Origin of the sequence: Mesotoga sp. BH458_6_3_2_1 (assembly GCF_003664995.1) — a bacterium.
GTDB lineage: Bacteria > Thermotogota > Thermotogae > Petrotogales > Kosmotogaceae > Mesotoga.
On record NZ_JFHL01000007.1, the window covers coordinates 25,245 to 47,238 of the forward strand.

Consider the following 21,994-nt stretch of genomic DNA (forward strand, 5'->3'; position numbering starts at 1 on the left):
TGAGAAAACCCTCTGATCGCTGGGAAGACGACGTTGTCCGTCAGCGGTCCACCGTTCTCCGAAAAGAGCAGACGTCAATGAGGAAAAACTTGCTCTTTCTTCCAGAGGAAGAATCTGTTCTAGGTTAGTCAAAGTGAGATGAAAGAGATGCATGTGACGGTGAAAATTTCATCGCCAATCCTATTGGTTTCAACTCTCTCCTTTCTCTCGTGAGCGCAGCGAACCTCTCCGCAATGCTCTTTCTCAAAGGTCTTTGTTTGCCCTCGAAGCGGAACTGGCCTTTGCGAAGCAAAGACTGGCCACCGAAGGTGACTGGCCTGCGTTAGCAGACTGGCATTGAAGATCTTTCCCCGCGAAGCGGGCATTGCCTCCTGGCGTGTAAGCGCCAGCATCACTTCCCGACGAAGTCGGCCTCACTTCCCCGGATGATCCTCCGGGCATCACTTCCTCGCGCCAGCGAGCCTCACTTCTGTTCTTAGCAGATTCCAGACCCGGTTCTTAGCAAGGATTGCTGTCTCCAATTTGCCGAGCCTACAAGTCCAAGATGCTATAATATTCGTGAGGTGTTGACGATGGATTACAAGGACTTCATTCATTCAGATTCAAGAATAATGCTTGGCAAACCAGTAGTAAAGGGAACAAGGATAACTGTCGAGCACATACTTTCAGAACTTACGGCCGGAATGGAGATTTCTGAAATCGTTGAAGCACATCCTTCACTTGACAAAGAGAAGGTAAGGGCAGCAATCGCTTATGCTCTTGATGTATTACGCAATGAGGACGTGTACTCTCTTGCCGAAAAGAAGTGAAACGCTTTCCTCTCTCGCTGATGAGAACATCGATCAAAGGTTAGTATCTAGCTTAAGGCTAGCCGGTATCTCTGTGTACTCAGTAGCAGAATCGTCTCCAGGAATCACAGATGAGGAAGTTATGAGACTCTCAGAAAACTTAGGCGCGTTGATCTTGACAGATGACAAAGACTTTGGGGAGATAGTGTTCAGGAAGCAGAGGAGTTGTCCTGGCATTGTTCTCCTTAGACTCACTGGTGTAGATTATTCGCGCAAAGCGGACCAGGTAATACAAGTTATAGACAAGTGTAGTAGTGAAATGATCGGCAAATTCGTTGTAATAACTGAAGAAAGAGTCAGGATGCGGAAGCTCTTCCCCGGAGCAAAATAAGTCCGTCATAGTACTGTCCTTACTCTTGAGTGTTCTGCTCTCAACCTTCTGCTTTGAGCATTCGCGTACCGTAATCCGCCAGCTATTAACGAACAACATCTATATCACATCGAAGAACTACATTACTCAAATAGAAATGATGGGTTCTCACTTTTTTGCTACTTGCACGTTTAGCTCTGACCCCAGAACCAGTTCTGATATCAGAACAATTTTAGTACGCGCTAAGAAACCCTCGAAACCTCCAATACCCCTATTGAGTGGTGCGTTGCGCGTAATAGCTTGTGCGTAGCAGCGAGGAGATGCATTCGAAGTCGATTGTGAATAGTTAAAAAGAGGGACTGACAAATCTCTCATGTCCCATTTTTCCCGTAAAAGGCAGAGATTCCAACCAGGACCTTTTCGGGCGAACGGCCGTTCGCCCCTACAAAAGAATTGCATAATCGTCTGACATTGTCATCGCGTAGCATTTCGAATAGGGGACTGACGGGCTCCTGACGTCTGTCCCCGTCTATTCCAACTCTTGAGAAAACCCTCTGATCGCTGTGAAGACAACGTTGTCCGTCGGCGGTCCACCGTTCTCCGAGAAGAGCAGCCGTCAATCAGGAAAACATTGCTCTTTGTTCCAGCGGAAGGATCTGTTCTTCGTTGGTCACAAGGTGAGATGAAAGAGATGCATGTGACGGGTAAATTCCATCGCCAATCTTACTGGTTTCTTCTCTCTCTCCTTTCTCTGGTGAGCGCAGCGAACCTCTCCGCAATGCTCTTTCTCAAAGGTCTTTGTTTGCCCTCGAAGCGGAACTGGCCTGGCCGAAGGCGATCCTGGCCAGGCGGAGCCTGACTGGCTCCCGGTGAAAATGGGGACTGACGATTCACCTCACGTCTGTACCCGATTTTCACCGCTACCGTTTTTCGCGTCTACTCCTTCTTCGGTCTTCCCCTCGGCTTACTGCCAAGTGGAACCCCGAGCTCCTTCTCAAGATCGGCTACAAGTTCTTCGGCAAACAACGGCTTTCCAGAAAACGTGTTTCCCCTGATTCTACTGAGAAAACCATCTTCGTCGGGAAAACCCAGAAATTCTCTCCAGCCTTCGGGAGTCCAGTTAACATCGAGTTCCTCCAGCGAAGAAAGCTTTATAGTCCTAAAAGATGATGTTGAGATCTGAGAAGTTAAAGTATCTCCCTCAGACACCTTTTCCACTTCAGAAATCGAATGACTTTGGGTAATAACTCGTGAAATAGCGGACTCCTGACTTCTTTGCTCAGATTCATTGCCCTCATCTTCACTGGGAATTCCTGGCTCCTCAATAAATCCCACATGTTCTCTCGCACTCGACCATTCATACTCCCAGGGAAACTGAACCATCTTTGCACGAACGGGATTTCTCTCAACATACCTCAACGCTTCAGGAGCGTGATCATGATGCAGCGGACAGGAATAGAACCTTCCCTGCCAGAGATGCCCCGATCTCCGGTTCTTCTTATTGAAGTAGCTGGAGTACCTCATATTGGCGTACTTAAAAGTCATTGCTAGGGAATCTCTTCTTAGGGGAGCCGCTAGAAAATGAACATGGTTGGTCATTAGGCAGTAAGCGTAGATCTTCATGTGATACTTTCCAGAATATTCGCTGACGAACTCGATGTACTTCTTCCGGTCGGCAGAATCCTCAAATATGTTCTGTCTGTAATTACCTCTCTGAGTAATGTGATGAACAACACCTTCGAATACAACCCGAGCAGACCTCGGCATCATCATCACCTCTAACCGCGGAAATGTTAGCAAAAATGGGGACTGACAAGTCTTCTAATGTCTGTACCCATTTTTGCACACTTCAGATTATAGCAAAAGACATTTCGCTGATTTTCTAACATCGCTTATTCTTCTTCGCTCGAAATGAATAATCTTCACAGAGGTTCAAATCTCCGCTCGACTCATGGATCGAGATCGTTAATGCGGCGCACCGTCATCCCGTTGAGCCCGCCCCTGAATCAACTCAGTTAGTCATCCCGTAGTGCTCGTGTACGGGATCTTGCTCTTGTTCTTTCTGAAGAAAGACCGAGATCCTGGCCGGAGCTCTCCAGAATGACGTGAAGCGATGTCATCCCACAGTCCCCCGTTATGTCACCCCGTTGAGCCCGCCCCTGAATCAACTCACTTAGTCATCCCGTAGTGGTCCTGTACGGGATCTCGATCTTGCGACACGCTGGACCCAACAATCTCAGATTCGGTTCTTCCGCTCTTCCCACTCTTCTCAGATAATGGAGAACCGTTGACGGCAGACCTCTCTGACTGACGAATGTCTATGTTACCGAACTGTAAATAATGGAGTCTGTCCCGAAAAACCAATGAATTGCCGCGAAGCGGGCATTGCGACCTGGCATGATCTTCGCCAGCCTTGGGTCCACTGATGCTCCTCAGTGCATTGCGTCCCGGCACGGCCTTTGCCGGCAATGCGTCCAATGTTCTATAAGGCATCACTTCTGCTCTTGAGAGACCCTAGACTCCAGACCCCAGGCCCAGCTCGTACCACGATGACGTTATCATTGTGCTTGACATGGATCACCTAAAAATATAAAATATTTATACTATATGCCACTAGATGTCAAGTCACGGAGAGGAGATCAAGTGAGGTTAGAACTTTTTTTTGAAGAATCACCGGTCTTCACGACTCGTGATCTAAAAGAATTTCTGAAGAAGAATGAAGCGAAGAGTCTTGAGAACTACAGCGTTCTTCTGAATTACCACGTTAAGAGAGGTCGTGTCCTCAAAATCTGTCGTGGCCTCTACGCAGTGGTACCCCTAAACCAGAAGGCAGAACAATTCGCCCCTGATTCATTTCTCATCGCAGGGAAGAGAACAGAGGATGCGATTCTTGCCTATCATACGGCTCAGGAATTCAATGGGAATACCTACTCGCTTTTCAGTACCAGAACATTCTTGACTATGAAGAGTGTGCATCCTTTAGTATTCAGGGAAATCGAATACGTACCGACTCACCCCTCTCAGAACCTGCTTCGTTCAGACAACTACTTCCTACTCACGGAGCAAGTGGATATAAAAGGTATAAACGTTCTTATAACCAGTAGAGAAAGAACATTTGCAGATATGCTCGATAGACCCAATCTATGTGGCGGAATTGAAGAGGTCTGGCGTTCCCTCAAAATGACCGAGTATCTAAACACCGAAAACCTGCTGAATTATCTGAGAGCGCTTGACAACTCTACCACTAGCGCCAAAGTCGGCTTCTTCTTACAAAGACATCCGAAAATCACAAACAATGATCAGACTCTATTGAGAGAACTTAAAAAAATGATCCCAGTTTCGCCGCATTACTTTGATCGATCACGTGTTGACAGATCCAGGTTGGTGAAGGATTGGAATCTCGTAATTCCTGAATACATATTGAATGAAAGGTGGGAAGAGCAATGAGAATGTCCAGGGAGACTCTGTCCAGATTATCCGGTCAGACGGGTTATCGGCAGGAGATTATTGAGAAAGTCTCTCTACTGCTTTCATGGCTTGATCGCGCATCAAGTATCGATCGTCTCAAAGGAAGTTTCGCTCTAAAGGGGGGAACGGCAATTAATCTATTCTTCCTGGAAATTCCGAGATTGTCGGTAGATATAGATATCAACTATATTGGATCACCCACTCGAGAAGAACTCGACTGTGACAGAGACGGTTTTGAGAACATCATAGAATCAGTTTGCCACGAAGAGAGCCTGTCCATAAGAAACAAAAGGGATTCAGAAGCAGCCACCTCTTATTCATTGAGGTACGTAAGCTCCCTATCTTCTGGAGGAAACCTGTCTATTGACATAAACTACATGATGAGGGTTCCACTGTTTGAAATAGAAACAATGGATTCAAGGCAGCTAGGTAGTCAAATAGCCGGCAGAGTTCCATTAGTAAACAAGCTGGAAGTTTTCGCCTCGAAAATCGCGGCCTGTTTTTCGCGAGAAACAAGCAGAGACCTTTATGATGTATATTTGCTCCATAAGCAAATAGACACCCTTGATCTTGAAAAACTCCGGCTTGCCTTTACGGTTTTTGGGGGGTTGAATCGAAAGAACTGGCTCGAAATAGACGAAAAATCACTTCGAGTAAACAAGAATGATCTGAAAAAACGATTGTTGCCACTTCTAAGAGGTACACTTGACAAAGAAGAACTCGACACTCTCGCCAGTGATATCGAAAGATCATGCCAGAAAGTAACCTCCTATTTGTTGCCTCTGAAAGACAATGAAAGAGAATTCTTAAGAATACTAAACGAAAAAGGCGAAATCAGACCAGAAATCATTACCGATGACAAAGAATTGGTAGATAGAATCAAGAAGCAGCCTATGCTCAAATGGAAAGCACTGAATGTTAGGCAGACTCTTCAAGGCTGATCAAAGAAGTCTCGTGAACTGTAACGCCCTTGTACTGTCATCCCGTAGTGCTCTATGTTCATAAAACATGGGAGAAAGAGCATCGAGAATTCGCTTCGCTCACGAGAAGGGAAGAGCAAAAATAGTGACTGATCGGTTCCTAACGTCTGTTCCATTCCTCACTCCATGGATCGAGATCCTGGCCAGAAGCTCTCCATAATGACCCGAAACGGTATCGTGCAATAATTCACCATGCAGTCATCCCGTGATGCTTTTGCATGGGATCTCGCAGCTAAGAACCGCTGCACGCTTAAGAACGAAAACCCGCTGATCGCTGAACGCTTGGAAAAGCCTAGAAAGAATATGTTCGAGCGTTCGCTGCGCTCACGAGAAGACGAGGTACTAAATCTGGCTTTTTCGTTCTTGTCGGCGGACGGAGAACCGTTGACGGCAGACCTGCTCTGACTAACGAATGTCTACGTTACCAGAATGAAAATAATCGAGTCTGTACGCAAAGGTCCGTTATCTTCTTTTCTCTTTGCATTGCTATCCTGAAAGAAGAACGATGTTACGGCAATGTAAATACTGGAGTCTGTCCCGAAAAGTGGGAGTCTGTCCCGAAAAGTGCTACTTGCGACAGCCGAACTGCTACTCGAGAGATTCTAGCGCTCTAATTGCCTTTTGAAGGCTAGCCGAACACCCTGCGGCCCGCTGCGGATTCCAGAACTCTAAGACATACTTAGCCAATGACGAATTGTATGCTGGACCAACTGTCACATGCTTTCCAGCTGAGGGAAGTATGTCTTCTTTCAAAGATCTCTTTTTGCTTCTCTTAACGAGGCTCAAAAGCTTTTCCTTCGGATCCAGCAATATATCAGGATCTTTGGGCACAAGGCGCTCACTAATTCCCAAAAAATCTGAAAACGAGCCTCTGTCAGCCATCAGCATGCTCTCAGTTTCATGTACGGCTATTCTAAAAACAAAGCGACCTGTACAAGGAATGAACCCAAGCCAATTCAGGACTCTTGACGGAGCACATATCTCGTTATCGAGATCAGCCAATACAACGAATGGAATTTGTTGCGAAGCTTTCCAAAACCTTTTAACATTACTCTTGATGTATCCAAACCCACCATTCTTGTATACTGTCTTTACAGTCAAATCAGGCCTTACCTCGGAAAGAATTTTTCTGACGGTATACTCACTCAATACATCTTCCACTACTAGACAAATATACATATCACTGCTCCTACAAGACTTCTAGTTCACGAATATCCTTTGGAATAGTGTGAGGCGCCACAATTTCACCAACACTCATACCCGCTTCAAGAAGGGGAGCTGCTTCGTTGATTGAAGTTGCGACTCTTACTTCCGTTCCCTCTGGAGATGGTGCAAGAAGAAGAACCTCTTCGAGTGCAATACCTTTATTCATAAGCAAGTCCATGCTATGCGTACTCAATAAAACCTGACGACTCTTGCTCTTTTGAAGTTTATACATTAGCTCTGGAAGCAGCTGAATAAGTGCCTTATGAAGGGATAGTTCTGGTTCCTCAAGAAGGAGCAATGAATTGTCTTCAAGAATTACCCAGAGGAGTCCAATTAGGCGGAGCGTTCCATCGGAAAACTGATCTTCACGCTGTTTTGCACCGTGGCCTCTCCAATGTTCATACCTTGCTTCCAAATGGGGTTTCCCCATCTTATCAATCACAAATGAAAGATCTTTGAGCTGAGGCACTGCCTTCTTAAGGAGCTCTTCAACTTTTTCTAGTCGAGAACTTCTCGTCTTCTCCGGAGTCTCGGCGAGTCTCTTTACGAAAGTCTGGCCAAAAGGGTCTCCAGGCAAAGCATAACCCGAAAATGTAGCGGCGAATCGTATGAACTGAGGGACGAGATGAAGATACTGAACTCGCTGAAGAAACTCAGACACCTCCCTGAAGTCCCTATTTGCACTAATCTGTTCAAGGTTGGTCTGTGTTAGTCTTTGAGGGTCTTCTTTATCTCCTTCATTGGGTCTGTCGAGAATGAGTATGTTATCTTTCCAAACTCTCTCATGAGTCAATACTTGTAGTCGCTTACCACCTGTCTCACGAGTAATGCCTAGCGAGTATCGCCACTTCTCTTCTTTTCTTTGATCATCTGAAAGAGTGATCGAAATTTGGACATCTGAGCTTCTGCGCGCTGACAGACATCTAACTTTCGAAATGCCTCCTCGATTGGTCAATGCCTCCTGCAGGCCTCCCCCAGACTTTGCTATGTCTCTCAGAAATCTAAGCACATCGAGGAAATTGGATTTTCCCGATGCGTTGGGCCCGACAAGAAAAACTCTTCTGGTAAGATCCACATCGATCTCCCGGAAATTTCTCCAGTTCCTGACGGATAGATGCGAAACAAGCACTGAAATCCCTCCAATTCAGAAAAAGCTCAAGAAAATTATATCATCGCATTACTTTGTCATATTGTAGCAAATGGAGACCTTACTTATTATAGGCTATCCAATTTGTGTCTAGCTCGGTGGCGGATTCATTCTCCTAAGAGCATTCAAGAACGGCCATCTTGCTCCAACATCCCTCTTATCTGCAAAGCCTATGCAATTTCCTACCTGTCCACAAGAACACCTTTGCTAATCGAACCGTGATACTTATATTCTGCAGTAAAAAGAATACAGCATCCAAGTGTTCACTCTTGGATGCTTCATCCTCACCACTTCATTTCTTCTTATTCTACTATTCCTCATTTGCTTGTCCAATTCCCCTCGGGGTGAAAAAGGCAAAGAGATACGTCTTCTTGTATCACTTTTGTCTTCATCTCTCTTTGCATTGCTCTCCTGAATGAAGAACTATATTAGGCACATGTAAACAAACGAGTCCCGAACAGACACGTCTCGCCCTCCTTGAGTAAGAAAGAAGAACAAGGATATAAAGTGTCGAAGAATCGTTTTCCCCAGCGTACAGCCTTCAGCGTTTATAATCCAAGCGGTTCTTTCCCCGCGAAGCGGGCATTGCGTCCTGGCATGTTCTTCGCCAGCCTTGCGTCCACTGATGCACCTCAGTGCATTGCGACCGCCGATGCTTTTCGGCGCCTTGCGTCTTGCAACTTCTAGTCGGAGGACGGAGAACCGTTGACGGCAGACCTGCTCTAAATGAATGAAGAACTACGTTACTGGAATGCAAATAATGGAGTCTGTCCCGAAAATTACGAAGAAGCTAAATACGAAGAAGCTTATAATGACTAAAAGGATTCACTTAGTTTTTTAAACTTTTCTTCGATTAAATTGCGAAGAGCCACAAATGATCGAGGATATGAACTCACATTCTGAATTGAAGGAATCAAATTGTCAGTTTTCTTTATCTCTTTCTTTTTTTCTGTCATTAGATAGTTAGTTGTACAGTCGGATGACGAAATGGATAGAATGCTACACATATTCTGGCGGATCTTCTTCACATTGAGTAAATCTTTTTCGAGCGCATAGTTCATGCATACAGTGGAGTATTTCGCTAGGATCTTCAAGGCTTGTGTATGATTCGAGATGAGCATATGTTCAATCTTCTTTCTTTCCGGTTCTTTTGTAATAATCTGCTGTATTAGATCGAGCCGTTCTTGCTTGAATTCCTTCTTGAATCGAGGCAGTCCATCACTTCCTAGGCTATTTTCAAGTTCATCATTAACGTATGGCAGGAAGAAATCCTTGTCAACAACCACTATATATTGTAGGTGGAGTGCTGCAAGTAGGTAAAGTACGTACTTCAGATTACCAACGCCACGAAGATCAACGAAGCTTATTCTGTTTAGGTACGTCCTAATGGTAGGTTGATTTGATACAAAATCTTTCAGAACATCCGCATCGCTTTCACTCTCTGCAATGATAACAAGATCAGAAAAGAAGAACTCGCTATTTCGATACCTATGAAACTTTTCATATTTTTCGGCTTTAATATCGTGATTAGCGTAGAATTCCTCTTCAAGCTTGCTGGTAACTGACTTGAAGCCACGTTTTTTGTCTGCCGCTTTCCTTACCAAAACCAAGTCTTCATGACGGAGTTCATCGATAATGGTTGGAGAATGTGATGTGAAGATAATCTGTGCTTCCGAATCATGATTTCTTATGTCTCGAAGTTGGGAAACAAATTCTCTTTGTGCTTGTGGATGCAGATTTGATTCAGGTTCTTCGATTCCCAGAATTACATTCTTTTTTTCGGTTGACGCCAAATATCTGTACAGTGCAATCACTAACATACTTTTGATACCAGTACCGCAGTCAGAAACATTGAATGAGTTAGAGTGATCAACAATCTTCAAACCAAGATCAAACAGTAACATAGAATAATCTAAAGTCTTTACGTAGTCAAGAGTAAGTTCATATGAGTGCTCAAGACAATAATACCTTTCAAGCTTCTTTGTAATGCTCGGGAAGTGTTTCTCTGCAAGTTCTTTAGCAGAAGCACGAACGGATGGTGATACTCTGTCCCGATTCTTTGTCCTCTTCCTAAACTCCTTTTCAATAACTCTTCTAAGTAGGGAGTTCTCTTTGGCTTCCATTTTCTCAGCGTCCCTTGAAGCTGGAATGAGCACAAAGGATATATCAGAGAAAATCCTAGCTCGTAGGTCTTCCTGTAAAGCTGCTAATCTTGTTCCAGTTGTAGCCCACTTATATTCAGCTTTCTTGTTATTTGGATTATATCTAAAACGTACCTTAAAGGAATCGAGGATTGAATAGTTTTTATAGATCTGCGAGTTTGGTATATCCGTAAAAACAACTTCAATTATCGAGTTACTAGTTGGAGTATATGAGTGATTGCCATTTATCAAATTATCTTTCTCCTCTTCGAAATTGAAGAATACGTTGAGCGCCCTAAGAATGCTTGACTTTCCAGAGTTGTTTTTTCCGACAATTGCACAAACATCGCCAAGAGTGAATTCACTTTTCTCGAAAGAACGGAATCTACGAATATAAATCTTTGCAATTTTCACAAACGCCACTCCTTCAGCAGGCTTTCGTCTAATCGAATCTGATGATCTCTCAAAATTGCACAAAAAGCCTCGAATTTCTCACGCTTATTCCCCATAAAACTGATCTATCAATCAGAATATACACATTGACTTAATTTTACTACTTTATCAACATAAAACAAAACTCAGCTGATTGGAAATGTTTTATTGGTTACTCATTAACTATTGACTATCTCTCCAAGATAATGGTATTGGTGATTCTGTTTCGTTAACTACATGCACATTAGCGCTTTTCAATGCGAAGATACTGAATCTACAGTCAAGTCACAAAGGAAATGTTCTTCACAAATTTTGGTGGGTGCGGAGGAGTTTAGAATAATAGAGCTTCGTCAGTCAAGCGAATACTGCGCAGAGAGAAGAAACAAGAGGACCCGGTCCGGTGAGTAAGGACCTGTTGAGCTTGATGCAAGCAACTTGTTGTTGATTCGCGCAGTAACAGTCATATCCTTTCCCTTACTCTTTGTATAGACTCTAACTGTCAGATTGAAGCAGGCCTTATCCCAAGTTTCATCCAGCTCGATAACATGTACATGCGGGATTGTTCCCCTGATCTCCTGTCTGATCTTCGTGTTTGGGTACGACCTCTGAATGTCAATATACCCACTGTAAGCTGTATCAAAGTCTCCTGTAACTGTAATCGAAAGAGTTCTTTTGGAAGCCATCTTTTCACTTGTGTGGATTCTTGCCTCGAGAGAGGTTTCAGGATTCTCATCCTCGCTCCAAATTCCGATTCGGTTGATCTTCGCATAGTGCTTAGCCTGTTCCATGTATTCATGAAGCTTTCCTTTGAAGTTAGTTTCAGGAACATAGTCACAGAGTCCATTCATAACCAGAAGGAGATTAGCAGATATCATTACTTCCGTACCTTCAAGCTCGTAAGGAAACCACAGATAGGACAGATAATTGGAATCAGAATCGTATCTGAAAGCATCGAATGATAGAAAGACATCGCTATCTAGAAGTGCATTTTCCATTAGTGTAGTTGCTCTCTCCAAATAGGGAATGAAGGGCGATTCTTCTCTTGGAAGTCTTACTCCAATTAGCCTCACTCTGGGATAGAACATCCCTATTGCAACATCCATGTGGGCAGCGTCATCTATCCTCTCTACCTTTCCTTCTTCCATTTCCCGAAAGGAAGCCTTTAGACTGACGAATTCCCTTGCATAAACGACTTCTTCTCCCGAGATGTCAAGAACAATGGGAGTGAGAGAAATCGCAAGAGATGCAAGCATTGAAGCAAAAACTATCAGGAAAGCCCTTGCAAACCGGGGGTGAAAAGCGACCGTAGAACTCACGATATCTTCGACCTCACATTATCTATGTGAGCACTCTTCGTGTAACTGTCGGCGTGAGTGAATCCCATTAACTTCACGTAGATCCTGTCGACCTGTTCAGGCTCAAATACATTCGGAGAACTCATCATGTCAAGCTTCACGTTTCTCAGTAGGCTGTCTCTCTTCATAACAAATACATTTGGCAAATTGACACTAAGCTTCTTCAAGGTGCAACGCTCACTGAAAACTATATAAGACCTGTATAGTTCTGGATTTCCCAGCCCGGTCGCATGCTTCAGAGCCGTTATGTGACCATTGTTTTGCCACACTGGATTATAGAAGTGATTCTTCTGCTTGTTCTCCAGGACCTGAGTCCAGTTTCTTCCCTTTTCATCGCCAAAGATCCAGCCGCTGTAGTTCTTCGATTCAAAAACGTATATTCCGGTCTCAGCTATCATCAGAATATCTATCTCCGTAGTCGATCCATCCGACTTTGGAAGATAGACGTTCGTCAGCAGCCGGTGATGTCTTTCCAGTTTCTCGAGCCTGGAAGAGATAAGAAACTCGCCGTAGTTCCGCTTATCGAAAAGAATCTGCAGAAAGGAGTTCCCGCTCGCATCCTTATACGAAGATTTCCTGTACTTAAGATAGATGCTCAAAAGATAAAGAACTACGAAGCCAATTGCCAAAAGTACGATTGCAGAAAGAAACGCACTTAAGGTCATTCATTACCTCCCATGGGATACCCACAAAGACAATCGATACTCCATTCATACGAAAAAAATCGATTCGCTTAGTCGAGCAGATTCCCCAGAAGAAAAAAGAAAGAAAACCAACAACTGAATTCTACCATTTGAACTCTTGCAAACAACAATCGTCGCGGAAATTACTGTGATGTGGCAAATGGAGGAAATCTTAAAGGTCCATACGGGATTTTTCTCTTCACAGAGAACCGTTGACGGCAGACCTGCTATGACTAACGAAAGTCTACGTTACCAGAATGAAAATAATCGAGTCTGTACCCAAAGGTCCGTTATCTTCTTTTCTCTTTGCATTGCCATCCTGAAAGAAAAACGAGGTTACGGCCATGTAAATAATGGAGTCTGTCCCGAAAAACTTCACGATAATTTGTCATGCTGAACTTGTTTCAGCATCCCGTTCTAAGAACCGCTGCACGCTAAAGAACGTGAACCCGCTGAACGCTGGGAAGAGCCTAGAAAGAGCATTAACGAGACTTTGATTCGCTCACGAGAAAGCGAGAGCGAAAATAGGGACTGACGAGCTCCTAGCGTCTGTCCCATTTTTCGCGTTACAAAGCGAGATCCTGGCCAGAAGCGAGCCAGGATGACCCGAAACGGTATCATCCAATAATCGACCTTACCGTCATCCCGTAGTGCTCCTGTACGGGATCTGGTCTTGAAAACACGGCAAAAACCGAGATCCTGACCAGGAGCATTGTCAGGATGACGTTTAGGGTGCCATCTCGTTGAGCTTGCCCTGATTAGCCTGCCCTGAAGTGCTCCTGTTCAGGGTTCCTGTTCAGGACCTTTGCACGGGATCTCGTTCTTCTCATACGTCTCGCCCTCTCTCCTCTTCTCGTAGTTCTTAACCAAAAACCTGGACACCAAGTAACGGAACGAAGACCCGCTGGCACTCTCTCACGGATCTAGCTCTCTTCTCGGAGGACGGAGAACCGCTACGGCAAATCTGTTCTAATTGAGCGAATAACAATATTACGAGAATGTAAATAATAGAGTCTGTCCCGAAAAACTCTACCTGTTCTAATTGAACGAAGAATTATATTGCAATAATGTAAATAATGGAGTCTGTCCCCAAAGATCCAGTTTCCTAACGTCTGTTCCATTCCTCACTCCATAGATCGAGTTCCTGGCCAGAAGCGCGCCAGATGACGTGAAGCGATGTCATCCCACAGTCCCCCATACTGTCATCCCGTAGAGCCCGCCCCTGAATCCACTCACTTAGTCATCCCGTGATGCAACTGCACGGGATCTGGTCTTGAAAACACGGCACGGATAGAGATCCTTGCCAGAAGCGCGAGGATGACGTGAAGCGATGTCATCCCACAGTCCCCGTACTGTCATCCCGTAGAGCCTGCAATGATAAGCGCCTCCTCTGTCATCCCGCAGTGTTCCTGTGCTGGATCTCGATCTTGCGAGACGCTGGACCCAACAATCTCAGATTTGGTTCTTCCGCTCTTCTCAAATAATGGAGAACCGTTGACGGCAGACCTCTCTGACTGACGAATGTCTATGTTACCGAAATGTAAATAATGGAGTCTGTCCCGAAAAACCTGCTCTGACTAACGAAAGGGTCACGGGATCTCATTCTTCTCGTCCTTATCGCCCTCTCTCTTTTCTCTCCGGTTCATTAAGTAAGAAGAAAGATGCTAGGCGTGAAGTGTCGAAGAATCGTTTTCCCCAGCGTACAGCCTTCAGCGTTTGTTGTCCAAGCGGCTCTTTCCCCGCGAAGCGGGCATTGCGACCTGGCATGATCTTTGCCAGCCCTGCGTCCCGGGATGAACTTCCCGGCCCTGCGTCCGCCGATGATTTTCGGCGCCTTGCGTCTTGCAACTTCTAGTCGGAGGACGGAGAACCGGTGACTGCTGACGGCAAATCTGTTCGAAATGAATCAAGAACTATATTACAGGAATGTAAATAATGGAGTCTGTCCCGAAAAATCCTGTTGACGGCAGACCTCTCTGACTGACGAATGTCTATGTTACCGAAATGTAAATAATGGAGTCTGTCCCGAAAAACAGGACCAGAAAACCCCTACCTCCGGGTCGTACATAAAATTCAATCCGGGAACCGGAGAGAAGATAAGAAATCTGAATATCGTCTTCTTCAGAGAGAACCAGTCGACGAGTACGGGAACAGACAACGGTTTCCTGGACATCTCGGGTCTCGAGACAGGTACATGGGGATACATGGCGAAGGTGGAGACACTTTCTCTTGAAGGAGTCAAGTTGTATCTTCTTGAGGGAACCGTAAGCGTTCCCGGAGCAAACATTATTGAATTCTCAACCTTCACAGATCATGCAGACATTACTCTTATTGATGAAAACGGGCTGGAGTTATCTGATTCCAGTATCGTTGCGGCTAGATTCTTCCTCTTAGATTTCTATGATACTCAATCTACGACCTCTTACTCCGAAGTAAAAAAGCTCTATGGAAACATACCGACAATAGCCATGATTCATTTCATTGAGCTAGGCCAGGGAAGACACTGGTTCACAGAGAATCTACCTATGTCATCTGCATGCACATTGTCGCTTGAGAATTGTGCAACACTTAACTTCATTAGCAGCATTGACCTATACGAAGCGATAGATCTCGGTATAAGTTTCAATTTCAGAAGCAAAGTATCGACGGAGTATCATACATCAGACTTCACAATACGGCTAATGCCCTGCGATACGGTTGGCTATCATTACGGGGTTTGCAGAAACGGAACATGCTACTATTCAAATCTCGAAGGCTTGCAGCTCACGTCAGGGCAAACAACGGATATGCATGTTCTTGAAGGACTACATATCGAAATTGACGGGATACCCGATGACGCAACCGCGGTAACCATGAACTCGGGAAACCAATGGCTCGGGGCTAGACTTAAGGACGCATCAGGATGTCTTGAATGTCAGATTCCAGTAACCATCACACTGTACGATGCGTACGGAAGCATTATTCATCAAGTAGAAATCTGGAACTGGGATTTCGGTCATGAATTCAGCTTACCCTCGACAGGAAACTATGAACTTCTGATTTCCGCCCACCTTATAGAATTTCCGGATTCTGTGCTTGAAAACACCTATCTAGTACGGACTCTTCAAATCACTGCGGAATAGAGCAATAAAAACTAACTCAAGGGGCGCGTGTAGGCGCCCCTTTTGTTCAGAATATCTTCGTAACAAAAATTATCTTGTCGGAGGACGGAGAACCGTTGACGGCAGACCTCTCTGACTGACGAATGTCTATGTTTCCGAAATGTAAATAATGGAGTCTGTCCCGAAAAACATGAGCAAGTGTCCACGAAAAATATCGCTTTGCACATACAGCAACCTCCTAATAGTACTCCCTTGCTTGAATACTTTGCTCTTTTAGACTAGTACTGATTCGCAAGCAGAAGCTTTTAGATAATCTAGCAAATCTAGCACTTTTCGCAAATGTTCATCAATTTAACGGCTCCAGCGGTCTTCCAACCGCTTCTCAGAGCAAGTGCTTTAACTTGCTTACAATCAAACGGAATGCTTCGTTCTTTGAGTTCTTGGAGCTTCCTTTTTGCGAATTCTACATCTGATTTATTCGATAGATTGTCACCTACGTTTACTATTTTCGTAATTTTACATATCGTATCAATTAGAACCTGATTAGCATTTATTGAGTTGCTCACAAGCTGTTCAGTTCCGTCAACGCATATTGATTTGTAGTCCCAAGTGTATTTCCAGAAACTGACATCGCTGATCGTCCAAGGAACAACAACAACTGAAGATATGTATTCGCGTTTGTCATCGAGTACAGCCAAGCTTTCCTCGCTAGTAAAAGCGGCAAGCACCGAATTGTTGATGGTCGTTAGCGAAAAGGTCCTTTGAGTAAGTAATCGTATTACAAAATCAGTCTCGTCTATATAACAATAGCCCACTTTTCTGAGCTTATTGACAGCAAAAGCTCCAAGAAGCTTTTCAATCTCTCCGAAAAGATTGTCTTTCGTATCCACATACAGAATCATTTCTTTCAATTCCTTGTCAGACGCGTTTTTCGCTGCAACTATGAATCCTAGTTTCAACCCTTCCGCGTGATCATTTATCAAGGTATCGTCTATGATACATCTGTCCATCTCCTCCTCCTTTGGTTTCTTGCTAATGAGTCCTCATCTCACGAACTCTATCGGCTTGGGCAATGTGATTTCTTCAAATGCTTTGAGAGCATAATCATCTGTCATACCCGCTATGTAATCAATAACAACTCTCAACGGACTGAATTGCCCTAATGGATATGCATTTTGCCTTCTTTCAATGTAGTCACCAATACGATTGATGAGCTTTCCATGGTCACCTCTATACAGTTCGAAAGCCATCTGATACTCGCCAACATGATGTACAAGATACTCGAAGAGCGTCTCAATTATTCTCTCTACGTATTCAATATACTTTGCTAACACTTCATGCTTATAGATCTTGTCATAGTTGAATCTCTTCAGTTTCGTTATCAAATCAAACTTTTGATCAGAGAAACCGATTAGTTGATTTCTCAATGACCAATGGACCAAATCGTTCACGAGAGTATCAATTATTTCTCCGTTTTTGCCGCCAAGAGCGTCACGTATTGTCTCTGGGACATCCTCAATCTTGACTATATTGGCAGTAATTGCGTCCTCAATGTCGCGCCCTAGGTATGCTATCTTGTCGGCAAATCTTACAGCACAACCTTCATAGGTCGTTGGAATTGTCCCCTTCTTCTGAATAGTATCAAGATCTTTCGGGGTTTCACATGGAGCAAGGCTACGGTCATCTTCTTCCCCGCAATGAGACACTATCCCGTCTCTGACAGCATAAGTTAGATTGAGGCCCTTGCCATCGTTTTCAATCCGATCCAATACTCTAAGGCTTTGGACCTCATGAAAGAAACCCCCAGAACTGGACGCTAGTTCATTGAGTTTCTTCTCTCCCGCATGCCCAAATGGAGCATGGCCAATGTCATGGCCAAGCGCGATCGCCTGCGCCATCTCTACGTCAAGTCCCAAAGCTTTGCATATTACTGAAGCTATAGTCGATACATGCAGCGAATGCTCAATTCGAGTGCACACATGATCGTTTTGAGGAGAGAAGAAAACCTGAGTCTTCTTTTTCATTCTTCTGAAGGCCATACAGTGGATAATCGCAGTTTGATCCCGGAAATACGGACCTCTAATGTCTTCTTCGCGCTTCTGAATCCTTGTCTTGTAGAAATCATCAGTCAAAGGATTTCGAAAACCAGCCATACTTATCCCCCTTTTGTGCTGTGTTTTCAACTCCTCTATGTAGATTCAGAAATGATTCCCCAATCAAAACTCAAACAATTAACGAGAAAAAGTCCTGTTCTCAGCAGAACAACTACGTACAACTTGCCGCACCGATGCATGACCTCTGTTTCCTCAACGGCCTTAAAACAGAAAATGCTCAAAACAAGAAAGAATATTGCAAAGCAATTCTATCACTATCACGCTTTGTTCAGAAAACAAGCTCAGAATTGAGATGATTATGAAAGCTTGGCTTTGGATTCAACTATGTACTCAGCGTTGGGAAACGCTTTTAGAACTATGTCTTCAAGCCTAGAACCAGTGCCCAAAGAACACCAAGAAGCTCTCATACACATCTAACTGTCAACCAAATATGTTCGAAAGAGCGTAAGGCTTGTCAGCATCCAACAGAAGATTTCGAAGAGGCTTTTAGTACTTCGTTTTCTTCAGGAAAGACAATAGAAGTTCTCTTACTATTCCAAGTTCTCCTATTTTGAATAGCTTGCTCAGGCCTACATACGTAAGAAATCCAACAAAGACTTGAACAATCAACTTGACTAGGTCTCCACCTGGCATTAGCAAACCCACAATCAATACAAGCGCTCCCATGACAAATGAAAGAATGTACGATGGAAGAATGTCCTTAACCTGGTCTTTGATTGAGTAAGAAATCAGCTTCTTTGAGTAAACTGCATTTATGTAATAAGATATATAGGAACTTAGTACTGATCCCCACAGCAGCCCGATTATTCCTAGTCTCAGGAGGAGGACAATCACTATTATGGCAGTTGTACTTGCTTTCTTGATTATCTCAAGTTTAAGAAACAGGTCGGATCTGCCCTTCACTTGGAGTATGTTGAGATTGATAGCGTGAAGAGGGAAGAGCATCCCCGCAAAGCAAAGAATCTGGAAGTACGGAATTGAAAGAAGCCACTTTTCTCCAAAAATGAGACTAATCAAAGGATCAGCGATCGCTGCCAGAAATACCATTAATGGAAAGTTAATGAAAGTGGATGTTCTTATTATCTTTGAGAAACCGTTTCGAAGACGATGCTCGTCCTTTTGGATGCTACTTAACACGGGATAGCTAACGCGTTGAAGTGATGTACTCACTGCGTGTGAAGCGACTTCCTCGAGCTTCTTTCCGTTTGTGAAATAACCTAGTTCTGTTGCGGAAAAGAATCTCCCGATAATCACATAGTATATATTCACATATATTGTGTTCAGCAATCCGGACGCCAACAAGCGAGACCCAAATCTGAATAGCTTCTTGAATGATGTCATGCTGAAGACAAGTGAAGGCTTCCATTTGTTTGAAATAGAAAGAAGCAGGGCAACAAGAAATTGCATTGTCAATGTCCTGATTACTAAGCTCCAAACTCCCAAACCAAAATATGCAAGTGCAACGGCAACTGCACCCGACACAACTGAAGCAACGATACTAATCTTTGTCTGAGTCTTGAAATCGATTCTTCTAACCAGCATAACTCGCTGAATAATCCCAAAAGAGTTAATGATCAGCACAAGAGACAAAACTCTGAGTATTTGAATGAGCTTAGGTTCTCTGAAAAAATCACTGATAACAGGTGCTGATAAGAAAAGTACTAAATAAAGAGCAGATGCCATTGCGAGGTTGAAATAGAAGACGGTTGAGAAATCCTCTTGCTTAGCGTCTTGCTCGCGAATCAACGCCTGACTAAAGCCGCTATCTATGAAAGTTGTTGATAGTGATATGAATATCGTAATCATCCCTATGAGCCCGAAATCTTCTGGAAGGAGCATCCTAGCAAGTATTACTTGTATAATGAATTGTATTCCTTGATTTGCTATGAGATCAGAGAAGCTCCAGAAGAGCCCTGATGCAGCCTTTTGTCTTAGGTTAGATGACTCATTCATTCAATTCTCCGTTTCACTGGATAGTAAGTTTTTTGCTTTAAGCACTGAATATAGGTTCACTATTGAGCTATACCTAACACAACAAATCATACATCCTGACTTGAACATAATTGTTACGACATTAGCCGGTCAGTTCCAACTATTGAGGTAAGGGAGCTCCGAGAAGATCTTTTCAGAGTGATTAAACGATGTAATATTCGTCAGATGGCAGAATCCACAATAATATCTGTTAGTGCATGAAGAGAATTACCGGTTCAGACAGCTTACCGTAGCTTCAGAAGAAAGATGGCAGGAAGATGAATTTTTCTCCCTGCCGTTAGGGTGTGTGAGTAGTGCAGTTCCAAGTTGCATCAAAAGCATAGTTGACCGTCAAAGGTCCACCGTCCGCCGAAAAGAGAGAGAAAATGGCTCATCAATGATTCACTTTGGAAGAAGATATCATGATGCAGTTGATTGCCGTTTTCCCGGAAAGACCGATAATCGCTGAAGAGGCCGTTACCTAGGTACTATTCTTGCTCTTCTTCCGTCAGCATCGCCCTTTCCCAGTCGAAATGAAGGACTGTTTCTCGGTTTAGGGGTTTTCCTCTGTCTCTAGAGACTATGACCCTCAGCTCTTCTTTCGGAGCATTGTCGTCATAGGAACGCTCGTGATGAAGCATGATTATCGTGTCCGCGCAGGCTGTTATCTCTTCACCGTCGTGAAAGTCCTTCTCTTGAGGAAGATTTCTTGGATTGTTCATTACCGTTCTCTTTAGCTGGCTTGCAATAACGATCGGCATTTGGAGAAACGTGGCCAACTCCTTGAACCACTTGAGTTCGCCTTCTCTCTCACGAATGAGCTGAAGGTAGTCGACAAAGCAGATATTGTATCTGAAAAAGCATTTCAGATCGTCGATAGCATATGCGACCTTGTCAATAGTCTCGCCCCACTCTCTAAGGTCTATGAAGAAGAGGGGTATGCTTCTTAACTTCTCTCTGTATCGGGAGCGCATTGCAAAATATTCGTCTTCTCCGTCCTTCATTGAATCCTTTGAATAACGATGCCTTTGAAGAAGCCTTTCTTCTAGATTGTCCCTACTTCTGTCTACGGTTGCATAGGCAGTCCTCATTCCTTTTCTCGTGAATTCATATGCCATGTTCAGCATTAGCGTAGTCTTTCCCTGAGAGGGCCTCGAACCTATTACGATAAGGTCCGTTTCTCTCATAGGTTGAAGAATATCGTTCAGTTTCTCTATCGGCCACCTGTATTCAGACATTTAATTCACCTCCATTAGAAATAGTTGTTGGTCAACGGTTCGCCGTTCTCCGAAAGAGCGATCAATGGCCCGACCGCTCTTATCCCCTCTCGGTGAACCGTTAACTCTCTTGGGGTAGGTCAAGATCATACGAACCTGCAGCCTCGCACCCCCAGCGATAAACGGATCTTTGCTCTATCCAGCTTTTCTTAGAAAAGCGTGTTTTCTTTCCCTAAAGCCCTTAATCATTCACCCGATCTCCTGGCATTTTGCTGTTCCCTCGCTCCTTTCCTGCTGTGGAAATACTTCATCGATTTCTTCGTCCATTCCATGATTTCTTCATTCACTTCGTAGATATCGTTCAGCTCCTCGGCATCTCCTATCTCTTCCTCGTAAGCCTTTGTTATCGTTCCTCTCAGAGTCGCTTCATAGCGCCGCACATCCAGAAGAGCCGCAGCGCGAAACATCTTAATACTCTCTTCGAGCTTGTCTATCTTCTTCAGCGCTTTCGCGACGAGAAGATAATTCCCCGCCTCGAAAGGATCGAGAAGCAGCGCTCTCTGAAGCCACGCAAGGGCGTCAAGCGGTCTGTTCAGTTCGAGGTAAAGCTCACTCATTTCCCTTAAGGCATTGCGGTCATCGTTATCGTATGAGAGAGCGAGCCTGTACATCATCTCGCTCTTGTTCGGAAGGTTCAGCTTCCTGTACACTCTTGCGAGATCCTTCACGCTTCTCATATCGTCGGGCCATCTCCTGTAGCACTCCTCGAAGAGCCTTTTCGCTATATGGAGATCACCGAAATCTTCGGCTATCCTGCCGAGCACCAGGTATTCGCTGTCATACTTGAACTCGTCCAGTGGCTCTTCTTCGAGTTCCCAGTTCGGATCTTCTTTCAATCCTATTTCCGTAATCGTCTTGAGATAAAGCTCCTTCGCCTTTTCCGTTTCTTCTAGAAACTGGTGCCTTCTTATTTCATTCAGTCTCATAATCATCATCATGTTTTTCACCTCTCTTATTCCTT

Annotated in this window: 16 protein-coding genes; 5 read left to right on the top strand and 11 right to left on the bottom strand. The window is 44.2% G+C overall.

Annotated features, from left to right (window positions below):
• Positions 1-572: 572 nt before the first annotated feature.
• Together Y697_RS05250 and Y697_RS05255 are read left to right on the top strand one after the other, a co-directional pair.
• On the top strand, positions 573-809 hold the full coding sequence (locus Y697_RS05250) for a DUF433 domain-containing protein (RefSeq protein WP_121550630.1): 237 nt from the start codon (positions 573-575) through the stop codon (positions 807-809).
• Positions 793-1,179 carry a DUF5615 family PIN-like protein gene (locus tag Y697_RS05255; RefSeq protein WP_121550631.1) on the top strand — a complete coding sequence of 129 codons (387 nt, stop codon included), beginning with the start codon at positions 793-795 and terminating at the stop codon, positions 1,177-1,179. The genes Y697_RS05250 and Y697_RS05255 overlap by 17 nt, the downstream gene beginning before the upstream one ends.
• Before the next feature lie 915 nt (positions 1,180-2,094).
• Here the strand turns inward: Y697_RS05255 and Y697_RS14920 are convergent.
• Positions 2,095-2,925: a transposase gene (locus Y697_RS14920; protein ID WP_259462329.1), complete on the bottom strand. Its 831-nt coding sequence runs from the start codon at positions 2,923-2,925 to the stop codon at positions 2,095-2,097.
• A gap of 876 nt (positions 2,926-3,801) precedes the next feature.
• Here Y697_RS14920 and Y697_RS05270 point away from each other — a divergent pair.
• Both Y697_RS05270 and Y697_RS05275 read left to right on the top strand, forming a co-directional pair.
• Entirely contained in the window at positions 3,802-4,605 is an 804-nt protein-coding gene (locus tag Y697_RS05270; RefSeq protein ID WP_121550633.1) for a type IV toxin-antitoxin system AbiEi family antitoxin domain-containing protein, read from the top strand.
• Positions 4,602-5,567, top strand: coding sequence for a nucleotidyl transferase AbiEii/AbiGii toxin family protein (locus Y697_RS05275; protein WP_259462330.1), 966 nt, complete (start codon positions 4,602-4,604; stop codon positions 5,565-5,567). The genes Y697_RS05270 and Y697_RS05275 overlap by 4 nt, the downstream gene beginning before the upstream one ends.
• Before the next feature lie 627 nt (positions 5,568-6,194).
• Here Y697_RS05275 and Y697_RS05280 read toward each other — a convergent pair.
• The 5 genes from Y697_RS05280 to Y697_RS05300 form a co-directional block, all read right to left on the bottom strand.
• Positions 6,195-6,785 (bottom strand): hypothetical protein, encoded by a 591-nt coding sequence (locus Y697_RS05280; protein ID WP_121550634.1) that lies wholly within the window; start codon positions 6,783-6,785, stop codon positions 6,195-6,197.
• 10 nt (positions 6,786-6,795) lie between these two features.
• Positions 6,796-7,941: an AAA family ATPase gene (locus Y697_RS05285; RefSeq protein ID WP_121550635.1), complete on the bottom strand. Its 1,146-nt coding sequence runs from the start codon at positions 7,939-7,941 to the stop codon at positions 6,796-6,798.
• Between the two features lie 833 nt (positions 7,942-8,774).
• Complete coding sequence (locus Y697_RS05290) at positions 8,775-10,514, bottom strand: ATP-dependent endonuclease (RefSeq protein WP_183083718.1); 1,740 nt, start codon at positions 10,512-10,514, stop codon at positions 8,775-8,777.
• 368 nt (positions 10,515-10,882) lie between these two features.
• A complete protein-coding gene (locus Y697_RS05295) occupies positions 10,883-11,785 on the bottom strand; it encodes a thermonuclease family protein (protein WP_183083719.1) in 903 nt (300 codons plus the stop codon).
• Between the two features lie 59 nt (positions 11,786-11,844).
• Positions 11,845-12,552, bottom strand: coding sequence for a nuclease-related domain-containing protein (locus Y697_RS05300; RefSeq protein WP_121550638.1), 708 nt, complete (start codon positions 12,550-12,552; stop codon positions 11,845-11,847).
• 2,222 nt (positions 12,553-14,774) lie between these two features.
• Between Y697_RS05300 and Y697_RS05310 the strand changes: the two genes are divergently transcribed.
• Positions 14,775-15,692, top strand: a complete 918-nt coding sequence (locus Y697_RS05310) for a hypothetical protein (RefSeq protein WP_147433186.1) — start codon at positions 14,775-14,777, stop codon at positions 15,690-15,692.
• Positions 15,693-15,994: 302 nt separating this feature from the next.
• Here the strand turns inward: Y697_RS05310 and Y697_RS05315 are convergent, their stop codons facing one another.
• The 5 genes from Y697_RS05315 to Y697_RS05335 form a co-directional block, all read right to left on the bottom strand.
• On the bottom strand, positions 15,995-16,681 hold the full coding sequence (locus Y697_RS05315) for a hypothetical protein (RefSeq protein WP_121550641.1): 687 nt from the start codon (positions 16,679-16,681) through the stop codon (positions 15,995-15,997).
• A gap of 33 nt (positions 16,682-16,714) precedes the next feature.
• Positions 16,715-17,824 carry a deoxyguanosinetriphosphate triphosphohydrolase family protein gene (locus Y697_RS05320; protein ID WP_121550642.1) on the bottom strand — a complete coding sequence of 370 codons (1,110 nt, stop codon included), beginning with the start codon at positions 17,822-17,824 and terminating at the stop codon, positions 16,715-16,717.
• A gap of 447 nt (positions 17,825-18,271) precedes the next feature.
• A complete protein-coding gene (locus Y697_RS05325; RefSeq protein WP_121550643.1) occupies positions 18,272-19,738 on the bottom strand; it encodes a lipopolysaccharide biosynthesis protein in 1,467 nt (488 codons plus the stop codon).
• A gap of 506 nt (positions 19,739-20,244) precedes the next feature.
• Complete coding sequence (locus Y697_RS05330; protein WP_121550644.1) at positions 20,245-20,994, bottom strand: DnaB-like helicase C-terminal domain-containing protein; 750 nt, start codon at positions 20,992-20,994, stop codon at positions 20,245-20,247.
• A gap of 224 nt (positions 20,995-21,218) precedes the next feature.
• Entirely contained in the window at positions 21,219-21,971 is a 753-nt protein-coding gene (locus tag Y697_RS05335; protein ID WP_121550645.1) for a hypothetical protein, read from the bottom strand.
• Between the last annotated feature and the right edge of the window lie 23 nt (positions 21,972-21,994).